The organism is Pseudomonas sp. CHM02, assembly GCF_000612585.1.
Lineage (GTDB): Bacteria > Pseudomonadota > Gammaproteobacteria > Pseudomonadales > Pseudomonadaceae > Aquipseudomonas.
Window position 1 is genome coordinate 1 of sequence record NZ_JFCA01000031.1, and the last position, 25,657, is coordinate 25,657.

The 25,657-nt window shown below is 60.5% G+C and carries 26 protein-coding genes; 10 read left to right on the forward strand and 16 right to left on the reverse strand.

Features of this window, described 5'->3' with window-relative positions; all coding sequences use genetic code 11:
• Positions 1 to 12 precede the first annotated feature (12 nt).
• The 6 genes from BM70_RS0118605 to ssuE all read right to left on the reverse strand — a co-directional run bounded on the left by BM70_RS0118605 (position 13) and on the right by ssuE (position 4,688).
• Entirely contained in the window at positions 13 to 228 is a 216-nt protein-coding gene (locus BM70_RS0118605) for a molybdopterin-binding protein (RefSeq protein ID WP_003213899.1), read from the reverse strand.
• A 28-nt stretch (positions 229 to 256) separates the two neighbouring features.
• Positions 257 to 1,063, reverse strand: a complete 807-nt coding sequence (ssuB, locus tag BM70_RS0118610) for an aliphatic sulfonates ABC transporter ATP-binding protein (protein WP_025857375.1) — start codon at positions 1,061 to 1,063, stop codon at positions 257 to 259.
• Complete coding sequence (gene ssuC / locus BM70_RS0118615) at positions 1,060 to 1,848, reverse strand: aliphatic sulfonate ABC transporter permease SsuC (protein WP_025857376.1); 789 nt, start codon at positions 1,846 to 1,848, stop codon at positions 1,060 to 1,062. Before ssuC ends, ssuB begins: the two co-directional genes overlap by 4 nt.
• Positions 1,849 to 1,857: 9 nt before the next feature.
• The gene (gene ssuD, locus BM70_RS0118620; RefSeq protein ID WP_025857377.1) at positions 1,858 to 3,006 is read right to left on the reverse strand and encodes an FMNH2-dependent alkanesulfonate monooxygenase; all 1,149 of its coding nucleotides are present in this window, start codon (positions 3,004 to 3,006) and stop codon (positions 1,858 to 1,860) included.
• Positions 3,007 to 3,031: 25 nt separating this feature from the next.
• Positions 3,032 to 4,000 carry a sulfonate ABC transporter substrate-binding protein gene (locus BM70_RS0118625; protein ID WP_025857378.1) on the reverse strand — a complete coding sequence of 323 codons (969 nt, stop codon included), beginning with the start codon at positions 3,998 to 4,000 and terminating at the stop codon, positions 3,032 to 3,034.
• A 94-nt stretch (positions 4,001 to 4,094) separates the two neighbouring features.
• The gene (gene ssuE, locus BM70_RS0118630; RefSeq protein WP_015886424.1) at positions 4,095 to 4,688 is read right to left on the reverse strand and encodes an NADPH-dependent FMN reductase; all 594 of its coding nucleotides are present in this window, start codon (positions 4,686 to 4,688) and stop codon (positions 4,095 to 4,097) included.
• Between ssuE and BM70_RS33135 the strand changes: the two genes are divergently transcribed.
• Complete coding sequence (locus tag BM70_RS33135; RefSeq protein WP_155952172.1) at positions 4,687 to 4,884, forward strand: hypothetical protein; 198 nt, start codon at positions 4,687 to 4,689, stop codon at positions 4,882 to 4,884. The genes ssuE and BM70_RS33135 overlap by 2 nt on opposite strands.
• A 96-nt stretch (positions 4,885 to 4,980) precedes the next feature.
• Here BM70_RS33135 and BM70_RS0118635 read toward each other — a convergent pair whose 3' ends face one another.
• Both BM70_RS0118635 and BM70_RS0118640 read right to left on the reverse strand, forming a co-directional pair.
• Entirely contained in the window at positions 4,981 to 5,619 is a 639-nt protein-coding gene (locus BM70_RS0118635; RefSeq protein WP_025857379.1) for a peroxiredoxin, read from the reverse strand.
• A gap of 291 nt (positions 5,620 to 5,910) precedes the next feature.
• Positions 5,911 to 7,266, reverse strand: a complete 1,356-nt coding sequence (locus tag BM70_RS0118640) for an OprD family porin (RefSeq protein ID WP_025857380.1) — start codon at positions 7,264 to 7,266, stop codon at positions 5,911 to 5,913.
• Positions 7,267 to 7,636: 370 nt separating this feature from the next.
• Here BM70_RS0118640 and tauA point away from each other — a divergent pair, with 370 nt between their 5' ends.
• Positions 7,637 to 8,623: a taurine ABC transporter substrate-binding protein gene (gene tauA / locus BM70_RS0118645; protein WP_025857381.1), complete on the forward strand. Its 987-nt coding sequence runs from the start codon at positions 7,637 to 7,639 to the stop codon at positions 8,621 to 8,623.
• A gap of 88 nt (positions 8,624 to 8,711) precedes the next feature.
• On the opposite strand, the gene argA is transcribed toward tauA, so the two are convergent.
• Both argA and argE read right to left on the reverse strand, forming a co-directional pair.
• Positions 8,712 to 10,013, reverse strand: coding sequence for an amino-acid N-acetyltransferase (gene argA / locus BM70_RS0118650; RefSeq protein ID WP_025857382.1), 1,302 nt, complete (start codon positions 10,011 to 10,013; stop codon positions 8,712 to 8,714).
• Between the two features lie 135 nt (positions 10,014 to 10,148).
• Positions 10,149 to 11,297 (reverse strand): acetylornithine deacetylase, encoded by a 1,149-nt coding sequence (gene argE / locus BM70_RS0118655; RefSeq protein WP_025857383.1) that lies wholly within the window; start codon positions 11,295 to 11,297, stop codon positions 10,149 to 10,151.
• Between the two features lie 158 nt (positions 11,298 to 11,455).
• Between argE and BM70_RS0118660 the strand changes: the two genes are divergently transcribed.
• A complete protein-coding gene (locus tag BM70_RS0118660; RefSeq protein ID WP_025857384.1) occupies positions 11,456 to 12,823 on the forward strand; it encodes an inorganic triphosphatase in 1,368 nt (455 codons plus the stop codon).
• A gap of 110 nt (positions 12,824 to 12,933) precedes the next feature.
• Here the strand turns inward: BM70_RS0118660 and BM70_RS0118665 are convergent, their stop codons facing one another.
• Positions 12,934 to 13,404, reverse strand: a complete 471-nt coding sequence (locus BM70_RS0118665) for an Lrp/AsnC family transcriptional regulator (protein ID WP_025857385.1) — start codon at positions 13,402 to 13,404, stop codon at positions 12,934 to 12,936.
• Between the two features lie 127 nt (positions 13,405 to 13,531).
• On the opposite strand from BM70_RS0118665, the gene BM70_RS0118670 reads away from it, so the two are divergent.
• The 7 genes from BM70_RS0118670 (at position 13,532) to BM70_RS0118700 (ending at position 19,629) form a co-directional block, all read left to right on the forward strand.
• Positions 13,532 to 13,870, forward strand: a complete 339-nt coding sequence (locus BM70_RS0118670; RefSeq protein WP_025857386.1) for a hypothetical protein — start codon at positions 13,532 to 13,534, stop codon at positions 13,868 to 13,870.
• An 84-nt stretch (positions 13,871 to 13,954) separates the two neighbouring features.
• On the forward strand, positions 13,955 to 15,634 hold the full coding sequence (locus BM70_RS0118675; RefSeq protein WP_025857387.1) for a GspE/PulE family protein: 1,680 nt from the start codon (positions 13,955 to 13,957) through the stop codon (positions 15,632 to 15,634).
• Between the two features lie 77 nt (positions 15,635 to 15,711).
• On the forward strand, positions 15,712 to 16,632 hold the full coding sequence (locus BM70_RS0118680; RefSeq protein WP_010207363.1) for an SPFH domain-containing protein: 921 nt from the start codon (positions 15,712 to 15,714) through the stop codon (positions 16,630 to 16,632).
• A 10-nt stretch (positions 16,633 to 16,642) separates the two neighbouring features.
• Positions 16,643 to 17,089 (forward strand): NfeD family protein, encoded by a 447-nt coding sequence (locus tag BM70_RS0118685; protein ID WP_025857388.1) that lies wholly within the window; start codon positions 16,643 to 16,645, stop codon positions 17,087 to 17,089.
• A 69-nt stretch (positions 17,090 to 17,158) separates the two neighbouring features.
• On the forward strand, positions 17,159 to 17,473 hold the full coding sequence (locus tag BM70_RS0118690; RefSeq protein WP_003176799.1) for a DUF2388 domain-containing protein: 315 nt from the start codon (positions 17,159 to 17,161) through the stop codon (positions 17,471 to 17,473).
• A gap of 188 nt (positions 17,474 to 17,661) precedes the next feature.
• Entirely contained in the window at positions 17,662 to 18,327 is a 666-nt protein-coding gene (locus BM70_RS0118695; protein ID WP_025857389.1) for an outer membrane protein, read from the forward strand.
• Positions 18,328 to 18,486: 159 nt separating this feature from the next.
• Complete coding sequence (locus BM70_RS0118700) at positions 18,487 to 19,629, forward strand: DegT/DnrJ/EryC1/StrS aminotransferase family protein (RefSeq protein WP_025857390.1); 1,143 nt, start codon at positions 18,487 to 18,489, stop codon at positions 19,627 to 19,629.
• Between the two features lie 122 nt (positions 19,630 to 19,751).
• Here BM70_RS0118700 and gcvH read toward each other — a convergent pair whose 3' ends face one another.
• The 5 genes from gcvH to BM70_RS0118725 form a co-directional block, all read right to left on the reverse strand.
• Positions 19,752 to 20,135, reverse strand: coding sequence for a glycine cleavage system protein GcvH (gcvH, locus tag BM70_RS0118705; RefSeq protein ID WP_025857391.1), 384 nt, complete (start codon positions 20,133 to 20,135; stop codon positions 19,752 to 19,754).
• Between the two features lie 53 nt (positions 20,136 to 20,188).
• On the reverse strand, positions 20,189 to 21,271 hold the full coding sequence (gene gcvT, locus BM70_RS0118710; protein WP_025857392.1) for a glycine cleavage system aminomethyltransferase GcvT: 1,083 nt from the start codon (positions 21,269 to 21,271) through the stop codon (positions 20,189 to 20,191).
• Positions 21,272 to 21,427: 156 nt separating this feature from the next.
• Complete coding sequence (locus BM70_RS0118715; RefSeq protein WP_025857393.1) at positions 21,428 to 23,044, reverse strand: iron ABC transporter permease; 1,617 nt, start codon at positions 23,042 to 23,044, stop codon at positions 21,428 to 21,430.
• Positions 23,045 to 23,268: 224 nt separating this feature from the next.
• Positions 23,269 to 24,273, reverse strand: coding sequence for an extracellular solute-binding protein (locus tag BM70_RS0118720; protein WP_025857394.1), 1,005 nt, complete (start codon positions 24,271 to 24,273; stop codon positions 23,269 to 23,271).
• A 161-nt stretch (positions 24,274 to 24,434) separates the two neighbouring features.
• On the reverse strand, positions 24,435 to 25,652 hold the full coding sequence (locus tag BM70_RS0118725) for a 2-octaprenyl-3-methyl-6-methoxy-1,4-benzoquinol hydroxylase (RefSeq protein WP_177326566.1): 1,218 nt from the start codon (positions 25,650 to 25,652) through the stop codon (positions 24,435 to 24,437).
• Positions 25,653 to 25,657: the final 5 nt, after the last annotated feature.

Genomic DNA, 25,657 nt, shown 5'->3' on the forward strand with positions numbered 1-25,657 from the left:
CGGCTTGTGCAATCACAACTTGGCGATCGACACCTCGGTGGACTTCACGAAGGCAATCACTTCGCTGCCAATCACCAGTTCCAGCTCTTTGACCGAACGGGTGGTGATCACGGACGTGACGATACCGGATGCAGTCTGCACATCGATTTCCGACAGCACGTCGCCTTCGACGATTTCCTTGATGGTGCCTTTGAACTGGTTACGCACGTTGATGGCTTTAATAGTCATGTTGTTCTTCCTTCATGGGACAAGTGAGTTATTGAGCCCAACGCAATTGCGTAGGCAGCGGTGAAACAGGTTCGGGTTCCGGCGGTGTGCCGGGCAACGACAGCACACGGTTGAGCACTTCGGCTTCCAGCGCGGCCAGGCGATGTGAGCCCCGGGCGCGTGGGCGCGGCAGGTCGACGATCAGGTCGAGGCCGATTTCGCCGTCTTCGATCAGGATGACGCGGTCGGCAATCGCCACGGCTTCGCTGACATCGTGGGTTACCAGCAACACGGTGAAGCCGTGCTTCTGCCACAGGTTTTCGATCAGTTGCTGCATCTCGATGCGGGTCAGGGCATCCAGTGCGCCCAACGGCTCATCCAGCAGCAGCAAGCGCGGTTGGTGGATCAGCGCACGGGCCAGGGCCACGCGTTGCTTCTGCCCACCGGACAGCGCCGCCGGCCATTCATTGGCACGCTCAGCCAGGCCGACCGCTTCCAGGGCTTCCAACGCTTTGGGGCGCCAGTTGCCTTTAAGGCCCAGGCCGACGTTGTCGATGATCTTTTTCCACGGCAGCAAGCGCGCTTCCTGGAACATCAGCCGCGTGTCTTCAATCGCTTCGCTCAGCGGTGCAGAACCGGCCAGCAGCTCACCGCCGCTGGCTTTGTCCAGGCCGGCCAGCAGGCGTAGCAAGGTACTTTTACCGCAACCACTGCGACCGACCACCGCGACGAATTGGCCGGCGGGGATATGCAGGTCGATTTCCTTGAGCACTTCGCGTGCGCCAAAGGCCTTGCGCAACTTGCGTACTGCGAGGGGAATGCCCTTGAGCAGGCGCGGGGGTTGTTGAGCTGTCATGCCGCACCTCCCTTATGCACTTGATACGCCGGGTGCCAACGCAGCCACACACGCTCCAGGCCGCGAGCGGCCAGGTCAGCAAGCTTGCCGAGGATGGCGTACATGACGATGGCCAATACCACCACGTCGGTTTGCAGGAATTCACGGGCGTTCATCGCCAGGTAGCCAATGCCCGAGCTGGCGGAGATGGTTTCCGCCACGATCAGCGTCAGCCACATGAAGCCCAAGGCAAAGCGCACGCCCACCAGGATCGACGGCAGCGCGCCCGGCAGGATCACCTGGCGGAACAGGCTGAACCCGGACAAGCCATAGCTGCGGGACATTTCCACCAGCGCCGGGTCGACGTTGCGAATGCCGTGATAGGTGTTGAGGTAGATCGGGAACAGCGTGCCAAGGGCGACCAGGAAAATCTTCGCGGTTTCGTCAATGCCGAACCACAGGATCACCAGCGGGATCAGCGCCAAATGCGGCACGTTACGGATCATCTGCACCGAGCTGTCCAGCAGGCGCTCGCCCCACTTCGACAAGCCGGTGATAAAGCCCAGGGCCAGGCCGATGCTGCCGCCGATCAGGAAGCCCAGGCCGGCACGCCAGCCGCTGATGGCCAGGTGGGTCCAGATTTCGCCGCTGGCGACCAGGTTGACGCCGGCTTCAATCACGGCGCTGGGAGCCGGCAGGATACGGGTCGACAACCAGCCCGCCGACACCGACAACTGCCACACCGCCAGCAATAGAATCGGCAGTACCCAGGGCGCCACACGGTGGCTCAGTTTTTCATAGTTCATGGCGCTGCCTCAGCTCTGTGACGCAGCTTTGGGAAGGATGTCGTTGGCGACCATTTCGCCGAACGGGCTCACGTAGCCGGCGCTTTTCGGCAGCTCGGGACGTTCGATATCCAGGTGGGGGAACAGCAGCTCAGCGACACGATACGACTCTTCCAGGTGTGGATAACCGGAGAAGATAAACGTGTCGATGCCCAGCGCTGCGTATTCCTTCACGCGTTCCGCCACGGTGGGGCCATCGCCCACCAGCGCGGTGCCCGCACCGCCACGCACCAGGCCGACGCCGGCCCACAGGTTGGGGCTGACTTCGAGGTTGTCGCGGTTGCCACCATGCAAGGCCGCCATGCGTTGCTGGCCGACGGAATCGAAACGCGCCAGGGAGGCCTGGGCACGGGCGATGGTGTCGTCGTCCAGGTGAGAGATCAGTTTGTCGGCGGCTTTCCACGCCTCTTCGTTGGTTTCACGCACGATCACATGCAGGCGAATGCCGAAGCGCACGGTGCGACCCAGCTTCGCGGCCTTGGCCCGTACCTGTTCGATTTTTTCCGCGACAGCCGCTGGCGGCTCGCCCCAGGTCAGCACCATTTCTACCTGTTCGGCTGCCAGGTCCTGGGCCGCTTCGGAAGAGCCACCAAAGTACAGCGGCGGACGCGGTTGCTGGATCGGCGGGTAAAGCAGCTTGGCGCCTTTGACACTGATGTGTTCGCCGTCGTAATCCACGGTTTCGCCTTCCAGCACACGACGCCAGATGCGGGTGAATTCCACCGAGGCCTGGTAGCGCTCTTCGTGGCTGAGGAACAAGCCATCGCCGGCCAATTCTTCCGGGTCACCGCCAGTCACCAGGTTGAACAACGCACGGCCACCGGACAGTCGGTCCAGGGTCGCGGCCTGACGCGCAGCCACTGTCGGGGAAATGATCCCGGGGCGCAGCGCGACAAGGAATTTCAAGCGCTGGGTCACGGGGATCAGCGAAGCCGCCACCAGCCACGAATCTTCGCAGGAGCGTCCGGTAGGGATCAGCACCCCGCCGAAACCCAGGCGGTCAGCGGCCTGGGCCACTTGCTGCAGATAACCGTGATCAACGGCGCGAGCGCCTTCGGCGGTGCCAAGGTAATGGCCGTCGCCGTGGGTAGGCAGGAACCAGAAAATATTGAGGCTCATGGAGTTGTCTCCTGAAGAAGTCGGATTACGGCGCTTTGGCCACGGCGGCAGGTGGCGTCCAGATCACGTCCTTGATGTTCAAGGGTTTGGGGATCAATTTGAGTTGGTAGAAGCTGTCGGCAATCTTCTGCTGGGCGGCGACCACTTCAGGGGTCAGGAACAGTGCGCCGTAGCCCTGGCGTTTCACCGAGGTCAGGGTGATGTCTGTCGGCAGGCCCAACAGCGGAGCCACTTGTTCGGTCACTTCCTGTGGGTTGGCCTTGGACCATTCGCCCACGGCGCGCACTTCTTCGATCAGGGCCTTGACCACTTCAGGGTGTTTTTCGGCGTAAGGCTTGGTCGCCAGGTAGAACTGGTGGTTGTCGGCGATGCCGGTACCGTCACGCAGGGTGCGGGCTTGCAGTTGTTTCTCGGCAGCGGCCTGGTACGGGTCCCAGATTACCCAGGCGTCCACGCTGCCACGCTCGAAGGCGGCACGGGCGTCGGCAGGCGGCAGGAACACGGTCTGCACGTCGGTGTATTTCAGGCCGGCATCCTCCAGGGCACGCACCAGCAGGTAGTGCACGTTGGAACCTTTGTTGAGCACGACTTTCTTGCCCTTGAGTTCGGCCACGGACTTGATCGACGAATCTTTCGGCACCAGGATCGCTTCGCTGGTCGGCGCTGGCGGCTCGTAGGCTACGTAGACCAGATCGGCACCGGCTGCCTGGGCGAAGACCGGTGGAGTTTCGCCGGTCACGCCGAAGTCGATGGAACCGACGTTCAGGCCTTCAAGCAGTTGCGGGCCGCCAGGGAACTCGGTCCATTGGACGTTGACGCCCTGGGCCGCCAGGCGTTTTTCCAGGGTGCCCTTGGCCTTGAGCAGCACCAGCGTGCCGTACTTCTGATAACCGATACGCAGGGTCTCGGCGGCTTGAGCTTGAACTATGGCGCCGAAGGACACAGCCGCAGCAAACAGTGCGACCAGACCACGACGCAAGATGACAGTGCGCATGGCGCTCTCTCCAAATAATGCGATGAGGGGGTTGGCTGCACCTGCTTGGCCGTTGGCGGCTGAGTAAGGTGAGTACTACAAAATCCGGTAAGGCTCAGATGCTCCAGCGAGCACTCAACAAACGTTCATTCAACACATGAGGGTCCAGCGGTTTCGGGCGACGGGCCATGGCGCCGTAAAGCGTTTCCAGGGCCTCGTGCAGACGGTGTTCGAGCACCGGCACCAGTTGTGCCTGGGCGCTGCCTTCGCCGTAAGCGATCTGGCTGTCTTCGGCAAAGATGCCGTGCAGCAATTCCTGGGCTTTGAGCGCCGACAGCACCGGCTTCAAGGCGTAGTCCACCGCCAGCATGTGGGCGATGCTGCCGCCGGTCGCCATCGGCAACACGATCTTGTGGGCCAGGGCGCGCTCGGGCAGCAGGTCCAGCACTGTCTTCAGCGCGCCGGAGAACGACGCCTTGTACACCGGCGTGGCGATCACCAGGCCATCGGCGTTAGCCACTTGTTGCAGCAGGTCGATGACCTTGGGGCTGTCGAAGCGCGCGTGCAGCAAGTCCTCCGCCGGGAAGTCCCGTATCTGGTAACTCACCACTTCTACGCCTTTGTCTTGCAACCACTGACGGGTTTTATCCAGCAACACCCCGGAGCGGGAACGCTGGCTGGGACTGCCTCCAAGTGTTACGACCAACATGCAGGAATTCCTTGAGCAGGTGTCGGCGGTTCGCTGTGTGGCGATGGCGCCAAGATGGAACAGACCTTATCAGCAGATTTATATATCTTTAAATCTTATTTTTTCATGTGTTTATTCTTTAAATGCATATGAGAGCGATCAAATCCCAGGCGAAAAAAAAGGCCGTGAAAACGGCCTGAAAACCCCTGCTATGTGATTCGTCAGAACTATCGCCATCGCCGGCAAGCCGGCTCCTACAATTGGAATGTGATCACCTGTAGGAGCCGGCTTGCCGGCGATAGCGACATCAGCATCAACGGTTGGGCTGAGGGGTGAGCCGCAGGTACGGCTTCACCGCCCGGTAACCCTTCGGAAAGCGTTTCTTGATCTCGTCCTCATCCTTGAGCGACGGCACGATCACCACCTCGTCACCGTCCTGCCAGTTGGCGGGCGTGGCGACCTTGTAGTTATCGGTCAACTGCAGCGAGTCGATGACCCGCAGGATTTCGTGAAAGTTGCGCCCGGTGCTGGCCGGGTAGGTGATGGTCAGGCGGATCTTCTTGTTCGGGTCGATCACAAACAAGGAACGCACGGTGAGGGTGTCACTGGCGTTGGGGTGGATCAGGTCATACAGGTCAGACACCTTGCGATCGGCGTCGGCCAGGATCGGGAAGTTGACGAGGGTGTTCTGGGTTTCATTGATGTCTTCGATCCACTTGTGGTGCGAGTCCACCGGGTCTACCGACAGTGCGATGGCCTTGACGCCACGCTTGGCGAATTCGTCCTTGAGCTTGGCAGTGAAGCCCAGCTCGGTGGTGCACACCGGGGTGAAGTCCGCCGGGTGGGAAAACAACACACCCCAGCTATCGCCCAGCCATTCGTGGAAACGAATCTTGCCGGCGCTGGAATCCTGTTCGAAGTCGGGGGCGATATCGCCCAGTCTTAGGCTCATGGTGTGGCTCCTGGTGAGTGCTTATGGAGCCCACTGTGCATGCATTGTGGATTATTTAAAAAGAATAAATATCGATTTATCTAGACGATAAAGGAATATTAAAAATCTGTTCATTGGACGCGGACAAAGGCGAGGAGCAACATCGCTTCCAAGGTTCGAGAAGGCCTTGAGACGCTGTACACAGAGGGGTTCAGGAAGGGCTTGCGGGGGTTTGGCCCGACTTGAAAGCAAGACACCTTGCCCGGCGTCGCGCCGGGCAAGGCTTTACACACTTACAACCGCTTCACGCTACTAGAACAGTGGCAGCGAGTAGCTGACGATCAGACGGTTTTCGTCCTGGGAACGGGTGTTCGCCAGATCGGTACGCCACATAGCGTTTTTCCAGGCGAAGCCGAGGTTTTTCAGCGGGCCTTCTGGAATCACGTAGGCAACGGTGATGTCGCGTTCCCACTCGGACTGGCCGGTGGTTTCAGCACGACCAGCGTTGTTGGCGATGGTGTCGATGTCGGTACCCTTGAGGTAGACAACACCGGCCGTCAGGCCAGGTACGCCAACCTTGGCGAAGTCGTAGGCGTAACGTGCTTGCCAGGTGCGCTCGCCGGCACGGGCGAACTTCTGGATTTGCATGTCGGTCGTGATGTAAGCCGACGAGCCATCACCCTGGTTCAACCAAGGGAAGTCGCTGCTGCCATTGCTGACTTGGTAACCACCACCGAAGGTGTGACCGCCAACGGTGTACAGGAACAAGCCGCTGTACAGGTTGTTGTCGACCTTGCCTTTACCGGCGTTGAAATTGTTGTAGTTACCGCTGGAGAAGTAAGCAGCGGTGTCGCTGTTCTTACCGTCGTCAGAGCTGTTGAAATAACGCAGGTCAGACTTCAATACGCCCGGGCCGATTGCCCAGTTGTGGGTCAGACCCAGGAAGTGCTGCTTGTAGAAGTCTTCCAGATTGCCGTAGTAGTACTGGGCAGTCAGGTCTTTGGTCAGTTTGTAGTCACCACCAGCGTAGTAGAACTTGTTCGAGAACTTGCCAGCGTTGTAGTTCGAGCCACCGTTGGCACCGCCGATCGACAGGTTTTCGTTGTTGCTGGAGTTACGGCCCTTGGCTTTTTCGATCTGGCCGGCAACCAGCGTCAAATCCTTGATGTCGTTGGTAGTGATCTGGCCACCCTGGAAGGTTTGCGGCAGCATACGACCATCGTTGGTCACGATAACTGGCAGCTTAGGCTGCAGGGTGCCCAGCTTCAGTTCGGTTTGGGAGATTTTGACCTTACCGGTTACGCCCAGGCTCGCGAAATCGTTGACCGCGCGGTTGCCGTCGCTCGGGAACACAGTACCGCCGGACGAAGTGCCGGTGATGTTACCGCTGGTGCCACGGCCAGAATCGAGACGCACGCCGTACAGGCCGATTGCGTCAACGCCGAACTGAACGGTGCCTTGGGTATAGCCCGAAATGAAGCGCAGATCGAAGCCTTGGCCCCACTCTTCGTTCTTGGACGGCTTTGCAGCGCCATCACGGTTATCGGTGTTGATGTAAAAGTTACGCAGCCCCAGTGTTGCCTTGCTGTCTTCGATGAAACCGGCGGAGTTTGCCTGTTGGGCAATCGCAGCTACAGCCACGGCCAACGCCAATGTTGACTTCTTCATGTACCGCTCCTCTCATTTCTAATTTTTGTATTTCTTTGGTCTCGGGTCTGACGCCCTCGATCCACAGATGCGCGATTAGCGCCAGATAGTGACTACCAAGTCAATCGTAACCTTGTATGTCTACTACCTTCGTCTAATCGCAGTTGATTTGGTCCCTGCAGGGTAATGAGTTTTTCATACACCCAAAAAGAATTGTTTCATTCTTTTTCATACGATTCGGGAATAAGGCTTTCCATGACGCGGACAAGTCAGGGTAGACGAACCGCTCCATAAGCTAATTCCTAAAGGGTATTTGTTGGCGCTTTTTTAGATCGTTTAGTGTGGCCGTACTGTTGCATACGTCACCCACGATCAAAAAGGCGACGCCATCATGGCCAAACGCACATCCTCCCGTCAATTTGTTACAGTTTTTGTGTCACTAATACTTTCTTTTGGTGTCAAAGCGGCCGATTTAACCGTCGGTTACCAGACCGGCATCGATCCCAGCAAAGTCCCACAGGCCGACGGCCTCTATGAGAAAGCCATTGGCGAGAAAATCGCCTGGCGCCGGTTCAACAGTGGGCCGGAAGTCGTCACCGCCATCGCCTCCGGCGACGTGCAAATCGGCAACCTCGGCTCCAGCCCCCTCGCCGCAGCGGCTTCGCGCAATCTCCCCATCGTCGCGTTCATCGTATCGGCCCAGATCAATACTTCTGAAGCATTGGTGGTGCGTAACGGCAGCCACATTGACACCCCCCAGGATCTGATCGGCAAAACCATCGCCACACCGTTTGTCTCAACCTCTCATTACAGCCTGCTGGGCGCGCTGAAGCACTGGGGCCTGGACACCAAGCAAGTCAAAGTGGTGAACCTGCAACCGGCCGAAATTGCCGCCGCGTGGAAACGTGGCGATATCGACGGTGCATTCGTGTGGTCACCGGCCCTGGGCGAAATCCGCAAGACCGGCAAGACCCTGACAGACGCGGCCCAGGTGGGTCAGTGGGGCGCGCCGACGTTCGAAGTGTGGGTAGCGCGCAAGGACTTTGCGGAAAAACATCCTGACGTAGTGGCCAAGTTTTCCAAGGTCACGCTGGATTCGTTTGCCGACTATGCGGCCCATAAAGACCAGTGGACGGTGGACTCCGAGCCGGTACAGAAAATCGCCAAATTGACAGGTTCAAATGCTGCCGACATTCCTGAACTGTTGGCCGGCACCACGTTCCCCGATGCCCAGGCACAGCAAACCGACGCGCTGCTCAAAGGCGGCACGGCGAAGGCGATTGGGGAGACGGCGAAGTTCTTGAAGGAGCAAGGCAAGGTCGAGGCGGTGCTGCCGGACTATTCGGCCTATGTGACCGACAAATTCGTCAAGCCCTAGAACAACGCCCACTGTAGGAGCTGGCTTGCCGGCGATGGCGTCCCTGAAATCGCCATCGCCGGCAAGCCGGGTTCCTACAGGATTGGGGTTACAGCGCTTTTTCGAAAATCTTCGAATTACGCTGATAGTTGTACAGCGAAGCCCGCGCCGACGGCAGACGATCCACGCTGCTCGGCACAAACCCCCGCTCACGGAACCAGTGGGCGGTGCGGGTGGTGAGCACAAACAAAGTCTTCAACCCCTGCGCACGAGCGCGGGCCTGGATGCGCTCCAACAACACATCGCCCCGCGCGCCATGACGGTATTCCGGATTCACCGCCAGGCACGCCAGCTCACCTGCGTCCGAATCTGCGATCTGATACAGCGCCGCGCAGGCGATGATCATGCCTTCGCGCTCCACCACGCTGAACTGCTCGATCTCACGTTCCAGTACTTCCCGCGAACGGCGCACCAGGATGCCCTGCTCTTCCAGCGGGCTGATCAGGTCGAGCAAACCACCGACATCTTCAATCGCCGCTTCGCGTACCAGTTCGAATTGCTCCTGAGCCACCAGCGTACCGCCGCCGTCGCGGGTGAACAGTTCGGTGAGCAGGGCGCCGTCTTCGGCGTAGCTGACAATATGGCTGCGCCCTACTCCGCCACGGCACGCCTCGGCGGCCGCATCCAGCAATTCGGCCTGGTAGTTGCTGCTGCCCAGGCGTTGCAGATGAGCCGGCACTTGTTGGGGGCGCAGTTCGCGCACAAGGCGACCATTTTCATCGATCAGGCCCATCTCTGCGCCGAACAACAGCAGCTTGTCCGCGCCCAGGTCGATGGCGGCACGGGTGGCGACGTCTTCGCAGGCCAGGTTGAAGATCTCTCCGGTCGGTGAATACCCCAGCGGCGACAGCAACACGATAGAGCGCTCGTCCAGCAGGCGGTTGATGCCTTTGCGGTCGACGCGGCGCACTTCACCGGTGTGGTGATAGTCCACACCTTCCAATACGCCGATAGGGCGCGCAGTCACCAGGTTGCCACTGGCGACTCGCAGGCGCGAACCCTGCATCGGTGACGAAGCCATGTCCATGGACAGGCGCGCTTCAATGGCGATACGCAGGTGACCGACCGCGTCGATCACACACTCCAGCGTCGCGGCATCGGTGATGCGCAAGCCTTCGTGGTAGGCCGGGGTCAGGCCACGCGCTTCAAGGCGTGCCTCGATCTGTGGGCGCGAACCGTGGACCAGTACCAGCCGCACGCCCAGGCTGTGAAGCAGCACCAGGTCGTGGACGATATTGCCGAAGTTGGGATGTTCCACACCATCGCCGGGCAGCATCACAACAAACGTGCAGTCCCGGTGGGCGTTGATGTAGGGCGAAGCGTGACGAAGCCAATTAACGTAGTCGGGCATTGAACCTGGGCCTGTAATAAAAAGCAGCCGAAAAAGGATGAGTCGTGAAAACGCACAGCGGGCTGATGGTTATCGTCGGAACAGGCTTGGCGACACGCTCACTCTCCTTCTATGTACGAACAGGCAGGGGTTAATTTATGCGGGTTTCAGGCAGTAATGTTCGATCAGTTCCCGCAATAGACGCACTGTAGGCGTCAAGCGTGACATTTCGAGGTACTCGCCCGGCTGGTGGGCACAGGCAATGTCGCCGGGGCCGAGCACCAGGGTTTCACAACCAAGGCGCTGAAGATAAGGCGCTTCGGTGCCGAACGCTACTGCTTCGGCACGATGGCCAGTCAAACGTTCCGCGACCCGAACCAACTCGGCATCTTCCGGCTGCTCGAAGGGCGGCACTTCGGGGAACAGTGGCGCGTAGTCAATCTTGACCTGATGGCGCTCGGCCAAAGGCTGCAGCTTCTGGCGGATGGCATCGCGCAGCGCCTGCGGGTCCATGCCCGGCAGAGGACGCAGGTCGAACTCCAGGGAACACTGGCCGCAGATGCGGTTCGGGTTGTCACCGCCATGGATGCAGCCGAAGTTCATGGTTGGCTGCGGCACACTGAATTGCGGGTTGCGGTACTCGCGCTGCCAGGCCAGGCGCAGGCCGCGCAGCTCACCGATGGCGTCATGCATGGCTTCGAGGGCGCTGTGTCCCAGGCTTGGGTCCGACGAATGGCCACTTTGGCCCAGAATATCGATGCGCTCCATCATCACACCTTTATGCAGCCGGATCGGCTTGAGCCCGGTCGGCTCGCCGATCACCGCGGCACGGCCCAGCGGGCGCCCCGCCTCGGCCAATGCGCGGGCGCCGGACATGGAGCTTTCTTCGTCGCAGGTCGCGAGGATCAGCAGCGGCTGCTTGAACGGTTGATCCAGCAGCGGCAACACCGCTTCAATGGCCAGGGCGAAAAAGCCCTTCATGTCGCAGCTGCCCAATCCTACCCAGCGGCCGTCGACTTCCGTCAGCTTGAGCGGATCGGTCTTCCACAGCGCGGCGTCATAGGGGACGGTATCGCTATGGCCTGCCAACACCAGCCCACCGGGACCGCTGCCGAAGCTGGCCAGCAAGTTGAACTTGCCAGGGCTGACTGGCTGGATATCGATGGCGAAACCCAGGTCCCCCAGCCAACTGGCGAGCAAATCGATGACTGGGCGGTTGGTCTGGTCGAGAGACGCTTGGGTACAACTGACCGAAGGCGCGGCGATCAATGCGGCGAACTGCTCTTTCATGGACGGTAACGGCATGCGCGGTCTCTCAACTTCCCGGATGAACCTCACTATAGAGCCATCTGCACGACACAATAAACCGTTGCGGCACGTTGCCGGGCTCAGTCCTGTACACTGCACGACCTTGGCAGCCACTCTTTTCCCCGGCTGCGCTCCCGATCCTGGATTTTCCGGCCATGCAGAAAGAAACCGAAATCAAGCTCCGCGTCAGCCGCGAAACACTCGCCGCGCTGCGTGAGCACCCGCTACTGAAAAAACGCAACAAAAGTGGCTGGGAACGCCGTGAGTTGATGAACCAGTATTTCGACACCCCCGAACGCGACCTGGCCCAAGCCAAAGTCGCCCTGCGCTTGCGCAAGGACGGTGACGACATCATCCAGACCCTCAAGACCCGCGGCCAGAGTGTCGCCGGCTTGTCGGAACGTAACGAATACAACTGGGAACTGCCCAAAGCCAAGCTCGACGTGAAGAAGCTCGACGGCGAATGCTGGCCCGAGCAACTGGCCGAGCTGGACAAAAAGACCCTCAAGCCGATCTTCACCACCGACTTCGTGCGTGAACGCGCCGAAATCGCCTGGGGCCGTGGCAAGGCCAAGGTGGTGATCGAAGCAGCCCTGGACCTGGGCCACGTAGTCGTCGGCAAGCAGAAAGAAGAAATCTGCGAGCTGGAACTGGAACTGCGCGAAGGTGAACCGGCCGCGCTGCTGGAACTGGCCGCCGAACTGGCCGCCACCCTGGCGCTGATGCCGTGCGACATCAGCAAAGCCGAGCGTGGCTACCGCTTGTACGACGCCAGCAGCTATTCCCTGAGCTTGCCAGCGCCACAGCTGCACGCCGAAATGCCATTGGACGATGCCTTCGCCGCGATCATGTGGCACCTGCTGGGCAGCAGCCAGCGCCTGGCCGAGCAATACCGTTTCAATGGCCACTGGCGCCTGCTGCAAGACTGGGTCGACAACCTCGGCGAACTGCGTGCCCTGGTCGGCAGCCTCGGTCAGGCGGCACCGCGTCAATCCACCAGCGAACTGCGCAGCGCACTGGATGCACTGCTGGAAGACTGGCGCCCACTGGTGCAAGCCGGTGACGACGATGAAGACATTCGCAAAGCGGCGCCGGAGCAGTTCATCGAAGAACTGGACGACGTCCGCTGGGGCCTGTTCTCACTGAACGCTTCGCGCTGGCTCCTGGCCCGCACCTGGACTGCCGACCGCAACGTACGTGGCAACCGCCAGGGCGCTGCGCAAATCACCAACTGGCTGCCGCGCCTGCTGGCCGACGATGCCGTCGCCCTGCAACTGCCGCGCTACCAGCAACAGCCGGAAGACCTGGCTGAGCAACTGCCGCGTATCGAGCGAATCCAGGCCTGGCTGCACCATGCGCGTCAGGTGGTGGACATCCCGGAACTCGACCGTCTGTATGGCGAGCTGAACAAGCTGGCACAACTGGCCAACCAGCCGATCACCGATGAGTCGCTGGATGCGCGGATGCATCAGGCGATTGCGGTGTATCAGAACCGGGCGTGGAAGACCTTGCTGCGCCTGTAAGGACGCTTTCGCGGGCAAGCCCGCTCCCACACTGACTGGGTTCACACATAGAAATCTGTGAACCCAATCCAATGTGGGAGCCGGGCTTGCCCGCGATGACGCCATCCCTGTCAGCGCAATACTGGCAGGCTGGTCGTGGACTTGATCTCGGACAACGCCACAATCGAATTGACCTCCTGAATCCCCGGCACCATCGACAGCTTCTCAAAGAAAAACCGCTCATAAGCCTCGATGTCCGAGGTGACGATACGCAGCAGAAAATCCACCGATCCCATCAGCACATAACACTCCAACACTTCCGGGAAGCCGCGAATCGCGTCGGTGAATTCGGTGAAGTTGGAGCGGCCGTGGGCGTTGAGTTTCACCTCGGCGAAAATCTGCGTGTTGAGGCCGATCTTCTTGCGATCCAGCAAGGTGACCTGGCCGCGAATCACGCCCTCTTCCTTGAGCCGCTGGATTCGCCGCCAGCATGGCGACTGGGACAGGCCAACCTGTTCGGCGATCTGCGCGCTGGAAAGCGAGGCGTCCTCTTGCAACAGGGCCAGGATACGGCGATCGTAGACATCCAGCTCGCTGTGCATATAAATACCTTCTATGGTGCTTTTCTTGAATTACACGATTCGATTAGTCGAAAAACTGGCTCATCTTAGATAAGAAATCTCCCAGAGCGCATGCAAAAATTTCTTCAATCGAATCTGGAGAGTCAGCATGCACGCCGTCGAAACCACCCACCCAGCTACCCGCGTTGATGCGTGGGCCGTCAACAGCGCCCATTGCCAGGCGCATTACCAGATCGTCGCCGAAGCGGAACCGGATGTGGTGTGCCGGGTACTCAACTATTTCGCCCTGCAATTCCTCACGCCGCGCCAGGTCACGGTGAACCGGGAAGGTGGCCTGCTGAATATCGATATCGTGATGGATGGCTTGAGCTGGCACCGCGCCCAGGTGATCGGTGAAAAGATTCGAAACCTGATCAGCGTGTGCGCGCTGGACGTGTGGTCGGCTGATGCGGCGGGGCCTCAGGCGGTGGTGGCCGTCGCCCAGTAAAAACCTGCAATACACCCTGGGAGGAGAATATTCGGGGGCTGGCTAGCCTGGGACCTACACCCATTGCGACCCAGGAAAACCTTCATGCCTGTCGATCAACGATTGGAACTGCATCGGCTGTTGCCGGCTTTGGTCGAAGGGCGACTGATCACACCCGACATTGCGCAGCGCTTGTCGGCGCTGCCGGCCAGCAATACCCAACATCCACTGGAGAGCATCGCCGCCCAGGGCCCCGACCTGGAAACCCTGACGGCGTGGCTCGCCCAGCATGCCGGGCAACCTTATCTGCGTATCGATCCGTTGAAGATCGATGTGGCAGCGGTGGTCCCGCTGATGTCCCACGCGTTCGCCCAACGCCATGCCATCCTCGCGGTGGCGGTGGACGCGCAGACGGTGACCATTGCCAGCGCCCAGCCCTATGTCACCGGTTGGGAAGCCGGGCTGGCGCAGGTGCTCAAGCGCTCGATCAAGCGCGTGGTCGCCAACCCTCAGGACATTGCGCGCTGTGTCAGCGAGTTCTACCGGCTGACGAAGTCCGTCAGCGGCGCCGATCAAAAGGTCGCGGCGCCTGGCAATGTCGAATGGCTCCACCTCGGTGCCAGCGAGCAGGAGCCGGATGCCAATGACGCGCATATCGTCAACATCGTCGACTGGTTGCTGCAGTACGCCTTCGGCCAGCGTGCCAGTGATATCCACATTGAACCGTGCCGTGAACAGGGCCGCGTACGCTTTCGCATCGATGGGCTGCTGCATGACGTCTATCAGTTTCCGCCCCAGGTCACGATGGCGGTGGTCAGCCGCCTCAAGAGCCTGGGCCGCATGAATGTGGCGGAAAAGCGCAGGCCCCAGGACGGTCGAGTCAAGACCAAGAGCCCTGCGGGAGCGGAGGTGGAACTGCGCCTTTCCACCCTGCCCACGGCGTTTGGCGAAAAACTGGTGATGCGGATTTTCGACCCGCAGGTGCTGTTCAAGGGCTTTGACCAGTTGGGTTTGTCGGTGGATGACCAGCAGCGCTGGCACGCCATGACGAGCCAGACCGCCGGCATCATCCTGGTCACCGGCCCTACCGGTTCGGGCAAGACCAGCACCCTCTACACCACGCTCAGGCACCTGGCGACCCGCGAGGTCAACCTGTGCACGGTAGAAGACCCGGTCGAGATGGTCGAGCCGGCGTTCAACCAGATGCAAGTGCAGCACAATATCGACCTGACCTTTGCAGCGGGCATCCGCGCCCTGCTGCGCCAGGACCCGGACATCATCATGGTCGGCGAAATCCGCGACCAGGAGACCGCCGAAATGGCGATCCAGGCCGCGTTGACCGGACACCTGGTGCTGTCGACCCTGCATACCAACGATGCACCCAGCGCTATCAGCCGGCTGCAGGAGCTGGGCATAGCTCATTATTTGATCAAGGCCACGCTACTGGGCGTGATGGCGCAGCGATTGGTGCGGGTTCTGTGCCCTCACTGCAAGCAGGCGCAGGGTGATGTCCACGAGGCGGTCGGGTGCGTTGAATGTCGCAACAGCGGTTACCGGGGGCGAGCCGGCGTTCACGAAATCATGGTGTTGAACGAAGCACTCAAGGCGCTGATCACGCCCGGCGCCGACGTACAGGCCCTGCGCCAGGCGGCGGTGGCACAAGGCATGTGCAGCCTGCGCAGGGCCGGTCTGCAAAAAGTCGAGGCAGGGCTGACCACGATGGCGGAGGTAGTGCGGGTGACGCCTGGAGATTCGGTAACAAATCCTTTGTTTGTTACGCGGTGAAACCGTTCTTATCGGTGACAACACCGTTACAATCGGCTGAACGTCGTTTCACTGACACCATCAGATAGGGAATCGCTATGCAGATCGGAACCGTACTGCTTCTTTTCGTGGGCTTGGCCATCGCCATCCTGTTCATGGGCTTCAAGGTCGTCCCCCAGGGTTACCAATGGACGGTCGAACGTTTCGGCCGCTACACCAACACCCTCAAGCCTGGCCTGAACATCATCATCCCGGTCATGGACCGCATCGGTCGCAAGATCAACGTGATGGAAAGTGTGCTGGATATCCCGCCCCAGGAAGTCATCACCGCCGACAACGCCACCGTGCAGATCGACGCCGTGTGCTTCTTCCAGGTGGTCAACACTGCCCAGGCCGCCTATGAGGTCAACAACCTCGAACATGCCATCCGCAACCTGCTGCAAACCAACATCCGTACCGTGCTTGGCTCCATGGAGCTGGATGCGATGCTCAGCCAGCGCGACGGCATCAACGAAAAACTCCTGAAAACCGTGGACGAAGCCACCGCGCCGTGGGGCATCAAGATCACCCGTATCGAGATCAAGGACATCAGCCCACCCGCCGACCTGATGGCCGCCATGTCCGGCCAGATGAAAGCCGAACGGATCAAGCGCGCGCAAATCCTCGAAGCCGAAGGCCTGCGTGCCTCGGCGATCCTGACGGCCGAAGGCAAGAAACAGGCACAGATCCTTGAGGCCGAAGGTAGCCGGCAGGCGGCGTTCCTTGAGTCGGAAGCCCGTGAGCGTCAGGCCGAAGCAGAAGCCCGCGCTACACAGGTCGTGTCGGAAGCAATTGCGTCGGGCAACGTGCAGGCGGTCAACTATTTCGTCGCGCAGAAATACATCGACGCCCTGGGCAAGCTGGCCTCGGCCAACAACAGCAAGGTGATCCTGATGCCGCTGGAGGCCAGCCAGGTGATCGGCGCGGTCGGCGGTATCGGCGAGATCGTCAAGGCGACGTTCGACAACAAGAAAGGCTGAGGCCAGCGCCATGTGGGATTTCCTGCAGCATCTGTCGTTCTGGGATTGGCTGGCACTGGGCACCGTGCTGTTGATTCTTGAGGTATTTGGCGCCGGCGGTTACCTGCTGTGGATGGGTATCGCAGCGGCTGCCGTGGGCGTGATCAAGTTTCTGGTGCCGCCCCTGGGGTTGGAATGGCAACTCCTGCTGTTTGCCGTGCTGTCGATCCTGACGGCGGTGTACTGGTGGAAGCGCCAGCGCAGCAGCGCCAAGGCCAGTGACCAACCGAGGCTGAACGAGCGTGGCTCTGAGCTGATCGGCCGCACCTTCGTGGTGCACCAGGCGATTGTGGAGGGCCGCGGCAAGGTAAAGGTCGGCGATGGCGTGTGGATGGTGACCGGCCCGGATAGCCCTGTAGGCGCTCAAGTACGGGTGGTTGGCCAGGAAGGCGTGATTTTGAAGGTTGAAACTGTTTAGTCAGCGATGGAACTCGGCTGAGCTAACTACAATCATAAAGTACAGATAACCCACCCGGAGTCACCCATCATGCGTCTCAAATATGCTGTCGCAACCCTTGCTGTGCTTTCCTTACCTGTCGGTTCAGCCATGGCCGACAGCTTCTGGCGCAATGTCATCTCGTCGGGCGCCACTACCGGCTCGACGTACCTGACCTTCAAGGACCACAAGCTGGTGGTCGCCGCACAAGACGACGCCGGCAGCTTCGTTGCCAGCGACGGCGGCATCCGTGGCCCATACCTGGAAGCTGCGATGCAGAAAGTCCGCGCCGACAACCCTGGCCTGCAGGCCACGGACATGGAATTGGCCAACGCCATCCTGGCGAAAAACGCAGTTACCGAATAACTCGGGCCGGATAAAAAATGCCGCTTTAAACAGCGGCATTTTTTTGTCTTCAATTCCTACGGTCATCGCGGCTGAGCACTACGTAAGCATTCCTGCTTTCACAGCTGACTAAAGATAAGTCCTGTCGAGCCTCATCCTGCCAGGCAACAAGCTAAAGATTCCTTTTTAAATAAAGCGAATCACTGCCCATGCACAAGATTGCCTACGCACTGCTGCTCTCTGTCTTTGCTACCGCCTACGCCCAGGCAGAAAGCTGGTACGGATCAGCCAAATTCAACAACGCTCGCCAGAACCTCTCCAGCTCACTGCTCACCAGCCCTCGCGTGACTGAACGGGTGGACGCGCCGGATAGCAGCAAGTCATTCGTGGCCTCTTTCGCCGCTGGTTATGCCTTTGAGAATGGCTGGCGCATGGAGGGGGAATACACAATGCCGAACAACTCGACATTCAAATCCTACTGGGCCCCCTTCAATGCCAACGTCAACAGCCTGCATGTCCAGAGCCAACGCTTGATGCTCAATGGCTATAAAGACATCCCTATAAACCAGTGGTTGTCGTTTTACGGTATGGCCGGTGTGGGTGTCGCTCGCATTGAAGCCGAAGGCTATCAAACCAACGAGACCCGTCGCTTTGCCAATAATCGCCAACACAACTTTGCCTACAGTGTAGGCATGGGGCTGGAAGCCAAGGTCAGTGAGCAAATCACACTGGGGGCTGGTTATCGTTACATCGCCATGGGCGATATTGAAACCGGCTACAACACCTTCGCAAACCGGGTGAACGCGCGGGATGAGCAGCTCAAGGGCAAACTCAAGGAACAAAATGTGTTCCTGGAAGCGCGCTACACCTTCTAAAGCCCGGTAGAGAATGCCGCTGTTGAAGCGGCATTTTTTTGCCCGGTCGGTGACGATTCATTCACAGACGACAGGCTATATTCAGTCAAGCCGTGCAACCATGCCGGTACTGATACCTCGCCTACTCATCGCCAATCTGAAACGGATGCCTTCGTCGTCATGAGCCAACAGCCCTTCCTGCCGTTCTCCAAACCCACCATTGATGAAGCCACCATCTCGGCGGTCGGCGATGTACTGCGCTCAGGCTGGATCACCAGCGGGCCGAAAGTGCAGGCATTCGAAGCTCAGTTGTCGGAATACTTTGGCGGCCGGCCGGTGCGCACCTTCAACTCGGGGACCTGCACCATGGAGATTGCCTTGCGCATTGCCGGCATCGGGCCGGGCGATGAGGTCATCACCACACCGATCTCCTGGGTGGCCACGGCCAACGTGATCCTGGAAGTCGGCGCCACGCCGGTGTTTGCCGATATCGACCCGATCACCCGCAACATCGACCTGGCTCAGGTGGAAGCCGCGATTACCCCGCGCACCAAGGCGATCATCCCGGTTTACCTGGCCGGCCTGCCACTGGATATGCCGATGCTGTATGCACTGGCGAACAAGTACAACCTGCGCATCGTCGAGGACGCTGCCCAGGCGCTGGGTTCCAGCTGGGATGGCGAGCGTATCGGCGCCACGGGGGATTTTGTCTCGTTCAGCTTCCAGGCCAACAAGAACATCACCTCTTCCGAGGGCGGTTGCCTGGTCTTGAACAACGCAGAAGAAGCGCGGCTGGCAGAAAAATATCGCCTGCAAGGCGTTACGCGTACCGGTTTCGACGGCTTGGACGTGGATGTGCTGGGCGGCAAATTCAACATGACCGACATCGCCGCCGCCATTGGCCTGGGGCAATTTGCCCATATCGAGAAGATCACCGCTCATCGCCAGAACCTGGCGCGGCACTACTTCAAATGTTTTGGCAGTGACTTTGAAGCGCAATACGGCGCGCAACTGCCGCCGGACGACTTCGAAAACAGCAACTGGCACCTGTTCCAGCTGGTGTTGCCGGAGCGCCAGGACGGCCTGCCCGCCCGCGCCACCTTCATGGAGCAGATGCAGGCCCACGGCGTCGGCATTGGCTATCACTACCCGCCGATCCACCTGCTGAGCCTTTATCGGGCACAGGGGTTCAAGGAAGGCATGTTCCCGGTGGCGGAGAGAGTTGGACGTTTGATCGTGTCGTTGCCGATGTTCACGGCGATGACAGAGGCGGATGTGGAGCGGTCGGTGGCCGCGGTCAAAGCGGTCCTGAAAGCCCGCTAACCACAATCGACTGTGGGAGCTGGCTTGCCTGCGATTGCATCACCTGGATATCACTGATACACCGAGGTGCCCGCATCGCAGGCAAGCCAGCTCCCACATTGTTTCCGTTCCAGCTTTGGCGTTTACTCGCCGATGGCGGCTTTGTAGCCGGCAGCATCCAGCAGGTTTTCCAGGTCAGCCGGGTTGCTTGGCTTGAGCTTGAAGATCCACGCGCCGTAAGGGTCGGAGTTCAGCAGCTCTGGTTCGCCGCTCAAGGCTTCGTTCACCGCGATGACTTCGCCAGCAATCGGCGAATAGATATCCGAAGCGGCTTTCACCGACTCAACCACACCCGCCTGGTCCGCCGCGGCAAATACGTTGCCCACTTCAGTCAGCTCAACAAACACCACATCACCCAACGCTTCCTGAGCATGGTCGGAAATACCGACGGTCACGGTGCCGTCAGCTTCCAGGCGCGCCCATTCGTGGCTTTCGGCAAAACGCAGGTCGGCAGGGATATCGCTCATAGTCTGTGTCCTCAAGAAGAAATGTCAGCGGCCTTCGGCCTGCCGGAAATAGGTTAGATCAAGGTTTTACCATGGCGCACGAAGGTCGGTTTGACCACTCGAACCGGGTACCACTTACCGCGGATTTCCACTTCGGCCCGATCGGCGGTTGCCATCGGTACACGCGCCAGGGCAATGGATTTGCTCAGCGTAGGAGAGAAACTACCACTGGTGATCTCCCCTTCGCCAATATTGGCGATACGAACCACCTGATGAGCGCGTAAAACCCCGCGTTCTTCGAGTACCAGCCCGACCAGCTTGAACTGCACGCCGGCGGCTTTTTCCGCTTCCAGCGCGGCGCGGCCAATAAAATTACGCTCGGCGGGCTCCCAGGCGATGCTCCAGGCCATGTTCGACGCCAAGGGCGAAACATCCTGGTGGATATCCTGGCCGTACAGGTTCATGCCAGCCTCCAGGCGCAGGGTATCGCGGGCGCCGAGGCCGATGGGTGAAATGCCAGCACCCACCAGGTCGTTGAAAAAGCCCGGGGCCTGATCGGCCGGCAAGACAATCTCCAGGCCATCTTCGCCGGTGTAACCCGTGCGCGCGATGAACCAATCGCCATCGGCCTGGCCTTCAAAGGGCTTGAGCTGGTGAATCAGGGTGCCGCGAGACTGGGTGACCAGCTCGGCAATCTTCTGCCGGGCGTGGGGACCTTGAATGGCGAGCATGGCCAACTTGGGCCGTTCATGCAGTTGCACCTGATAGTTGCCCAGTTGCGCCTGCATCCAGGCCATGTCTTGATCGCGGGTGGCGGCATTGACCACCAGCCGATAAGCCGCCTCAGTGCGGTAGACAATCATGTCGTCCACCACGCCGCCCTTTTCGTTGAGCATGGCGCTGTACAACGCACGGCCGCAGCCGTGCAGACGTTCGACATCATTGGCCAGCAGGTGCTGGAGCCATTCCTTGGCCTGGGGGCCGGTGACATCGATCACGGTCATATGAGATACATCGAACACCCCGCAGTCACGTCGCACCTGATGGTGCTCTTCAACTTGCGAGCCGTAGTGCAAAGGCATATCCCAACCGCCAAAATCGACCATTTTCGCGCCGAGGGCGAGATGCAGGTCATACAGAGGCGTACGCTGTCCCATGGGTTTCTCCTTCCGGGCTTGGCGAAGGTGCGCAGCGTCGCTGTTCGTGCCGGGCACCTTGAATTACAAGGCCTGCAGCCACGTCCAGCGACTCGATCCGAAAGACGGACCGCACCGAATGCCGCGCATTGTAGCCGCAAGCCGTAGGACTGGCACCTAACCGATTTGTCGGGCAGAGCGTCGAATCAGCCCGATCACGGGCAAGAGCCCCACCAGAACCAGGGTCAACGCCGGCAAAGAAGCCCGCGCCCACTCGCCTTCGCTGGTCATTTCAAAGATCCGCACCGCCAGGGTGTCCCAACCGAATGGGCGCATCAGCAGGGTAGCCGGCATTTCCTTGAGCACATCGACGAACACCAGCAGCGCTGCGCTCAAGGTCCCCGGCAGCAATAACGGCAGATACACTTTGCAAAACAGTCGTGGGCCACTCACACCCAGACTGCGTGCAGCTTCCGGCAAGGAGGGGCGGATGCGCGCCAGGCTGTTTTCCAGCGGCCCATGGGCCACCGCCAGGAAACGCACCAAGTACGCCAGCACCAGAGCCGACAGGCTGCCCAACAGCAACGGCTTGCCCGCACCACCGAGCCAGCCGGACAGCGGCACCACCAGTTCACGGTCCAGGTAGCTGAACGCCAACATGATCGACACTGCCAGCACTGAACCCGGCAGGGCATAGCCGACATTGGCCAGGCTGATGCCGGAGCGGATCGCCCGTGTCGGTGCCAACCGGTTGGCGAACGCCAGCACCAACGCCACGCTGACCGTGATCAAGGCGGCAATGCCGCCCAGGTACAAGGTGTGGATGATCAGGCCGGAATAACGCTCATCCAGGTCGAAGCGCCCGCGCTGCCAGAACCAGGCGACCAGTTGCAGCATCGGGATGACAAAGGCGCAGGCGAACACCAACACACACCAGCTACTGGCCGCTGCCGCCTTGAACCCGCGCAGGTGGTACAGCGCCTTGCCCCGCGGGCGCTCATTGCTCGGTCGGCTGGCGCCCCGGGCGCGACGCTCGCCATACAGCACCAGCATCACCACCAGCAGCAACAGGCTGGCCAACTGCGCGGCGCTGGAAAGGCTGAAAAAGCCGTACCAGGTCTTGTAGATGGCGGTGGTGAACGTGTCGAAGTTGAACACCGAAACCGCACCGAAATCCGCCAGGGTTTCCATCAACGCCAGCGCGACCCCGGCACCAATCGCCGGCCGGGCCATGGGCAAGGCCACGTGCCAGAACGCCCGCCATGGCGATTGCCCAAGCACCCGCGCCGCTTCCATCAGCCCTTTGCCCTGGGCCAGGAATGCAGTGCGCGCCAGCAAGTAGACGTAGGGGTAGAACACCAGCACCAGGACAATGATCACACCGCTGGTGGAGCGCACCCGTGGCAGACGCAGCCCGGTGCCGAACCATTCGCGCAGCAGGGTTTGCACCGGGCCGGAAAAGTCCAGCAGGCCCACAAACACGAACGCCAGCACATAGGCCGGGATGGCGAAGGGCAGCATCAGTGCCCAGTCGAGCCAGCGCCGGCCAGGGAATTCGCACAGGCTGGTCAGCCAGGCCAGGCTGACACCCAGCACGGTTACGCCAACACCGACACCCAATACCAGGGTGAGGGTGTTACCCAGCAGGCGCGGCATCTGGGTTTCCCAGAGGTGCGACCAGATCTGGTTGTCGATGCTTTGCCAGGACAGCAACAGCACGCTCAGCGGCAGCAGCACCAAGGCGGCGACGGTGAAGACCGGCAGGTACCAGCGGCGTTGGGCGGGGTGGGCCAAGGAGAAGCTCTCAGAATAATAAAGACTTTCAAGGCGTCGCTAACCAATATGGGAGCGGGCTTGCTGTGGTGAGGGGGCTTGCCCCCCGACGGGTTCACCGCAGAACCATTGGGGCTGCTGCGCAGCCCAGCGCGGGGCAAGCCCGCTCACCACAGCAAACCCACTCACCACAGCAAGTCCGCTCACCACAGCAAGCCCCCTCACACATTTTGACCAGTAGTGTGTCAGTTCCAGCCAGCCCGATCCATCAACCGAATCGCCTCGGCCTGGCGCTTGCCCGCCACTTCCACCGGCAAGGTGTCTGCCACGAACTTGCCCCAGGTCGCCACTTCGGCCGACGGCGGTACTGCCGGGTTGGCCGGGAATTCCTGGTTCACATCGGCGAAGATCTTCTGCGCCTCAGGCGTGGTCATCCACTCCACCAGTGCCTTGGCCGCTTCCGGGTGCGGCGCGTGCTTGGTCAGGCCGATGCCCGACAGGTTCACATGCACGCCACGGTCGCCCTGGTTCGGCCAGAACAGCTTCACCGCCAGGTCTGGCTTCTGCTTGTGCAGGCGACCGTAATAATAGGTATTGACGATCCCCACGTCGCACTGCCCGGCGTTGATGGCTTCGAGCACGGCGATGTCATCGGAGAACACATCGGTAGAGAGGTTGTTGACCCAACCCTTGACGATTTCCTCGGCCTTGGCCGCACCGTGGGTTTCGATCAGGGTAGCGGTCAGCGACTGGTTGTAGACCTTTTTCGCTGTACGCAGGCACAAGCGGCCTTCCCACTGTTTGTCGGCCAGGGCTTCGTAAGTGGTGAGGTCAGCCGGTTTTACCCGGTCGGTGGAATAGGCGATGGTCCGCGCGCGCAGGCTCAAACCGGTCCAGGCATGTGCCGATGAGCGATATTGCAGGGGAATGTTCTTGTCGATCACTGCGGAGGTGAACGGTTGCAGGATGCCCATTTGCTCGGCTTGCCAGAGGTTGCCGGCGTCAACGGTGAGCAGCAGGTCGGCGGTGGCGTTTTCGCCCTCGGCCTTGATGCGCTGCATCAGCGGGGCTTCCTTGTCGGTGATGAACTTCACCTGCACGCCGGTCTTCTTGGTGTAGGCGTCGAACACCGGCTTGATCAGTTCGTCGATGCGCGAGGAGTAGACCACCACTTCGTCGGCAGCCTGCACGGTGGTGCTGCCGATCAGGGTGAATGCCAGAGCAGTCAGTAGGCGCTTGGATGCCAACATGGGGGCGGTCTCTCATTTGCAAAAAGAGGGCAAATGATAAGGACTCACATTTGGTAGCGCTTGGTGGAGGCGTTACCAGATGTTGCATGACCGGGATTTGCAGTGCGGCTTATAGCCTCATCGCGGACAAGCCCAGCTCCCACAGGGATCGTATTTCAATGTCAGGGTTTCGCAAGGTCCGGGAGATCACCGGTCAGTCCTAGAGCCTGGCGTACGAACACGGCCTTGGCTTCCGGCATCTGGTCGACCAGCTTCAGCCCGGCATTGCGCAACCAGCGCAGCGGCAGTTGATCGGCCTGGAACAGGCGTTCGAAACCCTCCATCGCCGCCATCAACGCCAGGTTGTGCGGCATGCGCCGACGCTCATAACGGCTCAGCACTTTCACATCCGCCAGGCGCTCGCCACGCTCGGTGGCCGCCAACAGCACTTCGGCCAGCACCGCCGCATCGAGGAAACCCAGGTTCACACCCTGCCCCGCCAACGGGTGGATGACGTGGGCCGCGTCGCCGATCAACGCCAGGCCTTCAGCCACATAGCGCTTGGCGTGACGCTGACGCAATGGGACACACACGCGTGGGTCGGCGCTGATAACGTTGCCGAGCCGCCCTTCAAAGGCGCGCTCCAGTTCACCGCAGAAACGTTCATCATCCAGCGCCATCAGGCGCTCGGACTCGGCCGGCGTGGTCGACCAGACGATCGAACACCAATCCTCCTGCCCATCCCGCTCCAGCGGCAGGAACGCCAGCGGGCCGGTATCGGTAAAGCGTTGCCACGCCGTGCGCTGGTGCGGCTGGCTGCTGCGCACGCTGGTAACGATGGCGTTATGCAAGTAATCCCATTCGCGGGTCGCGGTGCCGGTCAGCCGGCGCACGGCGGAGTTGGCGCCATCGGCGGCCACCACCAGCGGCGCGCGCAGCTTGCGGCCATCGGCCAACGTCAGCAGCCAGTCATCACCAGAGCGGCGCATCTGTTCCAGGCGTGCATTGGCCAGCAGGCCCAGGTCGCAGTCGTGCAGACGGTCGAGCAAGGCATCCTGGACCACGCGGTTCTCGACGATATGCCCAAGCACCTCGGCATGCACGCTGGCCGCCGAGAAGTGGATCTGCCCGGTGCCGCTGCCGTCCCACACCTGCATCTCACCGTAAGGACTGGCGCGCCGCGAGACAATGCCGTCCCACACGCCCAGGCGCTCGAGAATGCGCTGGCTGGCAGCCGACAAGGCGCTCACCCGTGGCTCGAAGGCCGCGTCGCGGTCGAACGGCTTGACGCTCAGCGGGCTGCCGTCGAGCAGCAGCACCTGCAGACCACTGCCCTGCAACGCCAGCGCCAGGGCGCTTCCGACCATTCCGGCCCCGACAATCAGCACATCTGCGCGCATGTCCA

Excerpts from the sequence above, each read along its gene's own strand:
- BM70_RS0118605 (WP_003213899.1), bottom strand. The coding sequence starts at position 228 with ATGACTATTAAAGCCATCAACGTGCGTAACCAGTTCAAAGGCACCATC.
- ssuB (WP_025857375.1), bottom strand. The coding sequence starts at position 1,063 with ATGACAGCTCAACAACCCCCGCGCCTGCTCAAGGGCATTCCCCTCGCA.
- ssuC (WP_025857376.1), bottom strand. The coding sequence starts at position 1,848 with ATGAACTATGAAAAACTGAGCCACCGTGTGGCGCCCTGGGTACTGCCG.
- ssuD (WP_025857377.1), bottom strand. The coding sequence starts at position 3,006 with ATGAGCCTCAATATTTTCTGGTTCCTGCCTACCCACGGCGACGGCCAT.
- BM70_RS0118625 (WP_025857378.1), bottom strand. The coding sequence starts at position 4,000 with ATGCGCACTGTCATCTTGCGTCGTGGTCTGGTCGCACTGTTTGCTGCG.
- BM70_RS33135 (WP_155952172.1), top strand. The coding sequence starts at position 4,687 with ATGCAGGAATTCCTTGAGCAGGTGTCGGCGGTTCGCTGTGTGGCGATG.
- ssuE (WP_015886424.1), bottom strand. The coding sequence starts at position 4,688 with ATGTTGGTCGTAACACTTGGAGGCAGTCCCAGCCAGCGTTCCCGCTCC.
- BM70_RS0118635 (WP_025857379.1), bottom strand. The coding sequence starts at position 5,619 with ATGAGCCTAAGACTGGGCGATATCGCCCCCGACTTCGAACAGGATTCC.
- BM70_RS0118640 (WP_025857380.1), bottom strand. The coding sequence starts at position 7,266 with ATGAAGAAGTCAACATTGGCGTTGGCCGTGGCTGTAGCTGCGATTGCC.
- tauA (WP_025857381.1), top strand. The coding sequence starts at position 7,637 with ATGGCCAAACGCACATCCTCCCGTCAATTTGTTACAGTTTTTGTGTCA.
- argA (WP_025857382.1), bottom strand. The coding sequence starts at position 10,013 with ATGCCCGACTACGTTAATTGGCTTCGTCACGCTTCGCCCTACATCAAC.
- argE (WP_025857383.1), bottom strand. The coding sequence starts at position 11,297 with ATGCCGTTACCGTCCATGAAAGAGCAGTTCGCCGCATTGATCGCCGCG.
- BM70_RS0118660 (WP_025857384.1), top strand. The coding sequence starts at position 11,456 with ATGCAGAAAGAAACCGAAATCAAGCTCCGCGTCAGCCGCGAAACACTC.
- BM70_RS0118665 (WP_025857385.1), bottom strand. The coding sequence starts at position 13,404 with ATGCACAGCGAGCTGGATGTCTACGATCGCCGTATCCTGGCCCTGTTG.
- BM70_RS0118670 (WP_025857386.1), top strand. The coding sequence starts at position 13,532 with ATGCACGCCGTCGAAACCACCCACCCAGCTACCCGCGTTGATGCGTGG.
- BM70_RS0118675 (WP_025857387.1), top strand. The coding sequence starts at position 13,955 with ATGCCTGTCGATCAACGATTGGAACTGCATCGGCTGTTGCCGGCTTTG.
- BM70_RS0118680 (WP_010207363.1), top strand. The coding sequence starts at position 15,712 with ATGCAGATCGGAACCGTACTGCTTCTTTTCGTGGGCTTGGCCATCGCC.
- BM70_RS0118685 (WP_025857388.1), top strand. The coding sequence starts at position 16,643 with ATGTGGGATTTCCTGCAGCATCTGTCGTTCTGGGATTGGCTGGCACTG.
- BM70_RS0118690 (WP_003176799.1), top strand. The coding sequence starts at position 17,159 with ATGCGTCTCAAATATGCTGTCGCAACCCTTGCTGTGCTTTCCTTACCT.
- BM70_RS0118695 (WP_025857389.1), top strand. The coding sequence starts at position 17,662 with ATGCACAAGATTGCCTACGCACTGCTGCTCTCTGTCTTTGCTACCGCC.
- BM70_RS0118700 (WP_025857390.1), top strand. The coding sequence starts at position 18,487 with ATGAGCCAACAGCCCTTCCTGCCGTTCTCCAAACCCACCATTGATGAA.
- gcvH (WP_025857391.1), bottom strand. The coding sequence starts at position 20,135 with ATGAGCGATATCCCTGCCGACCTGCGTTTTGCCGAAAGCCACGAATGG.
- gcvT (WP_025857392.1), bottom strand. The coding sequence starts at position 21,271 with ATGGGACAGCGTACGCCTCTGTATGACCTGCATCTCGCCCTCGGCGCG.
- BM70_RS0118720 (WP_025857394.1), bottom strand. The coding sequence starts at position 24,273 with ATGTTGGCATCCAAGCGCCTACTGACTGCTCTGGCATTCACCCTGATC.
- BM70_RS0118725 (WP_177326566.1), bottom strand. The coding sequence starts at position 25,652 with ATGCGCGCAGATGTGCTGATTGTCGGGGCCGGAATGGTCGGAAGCGCC.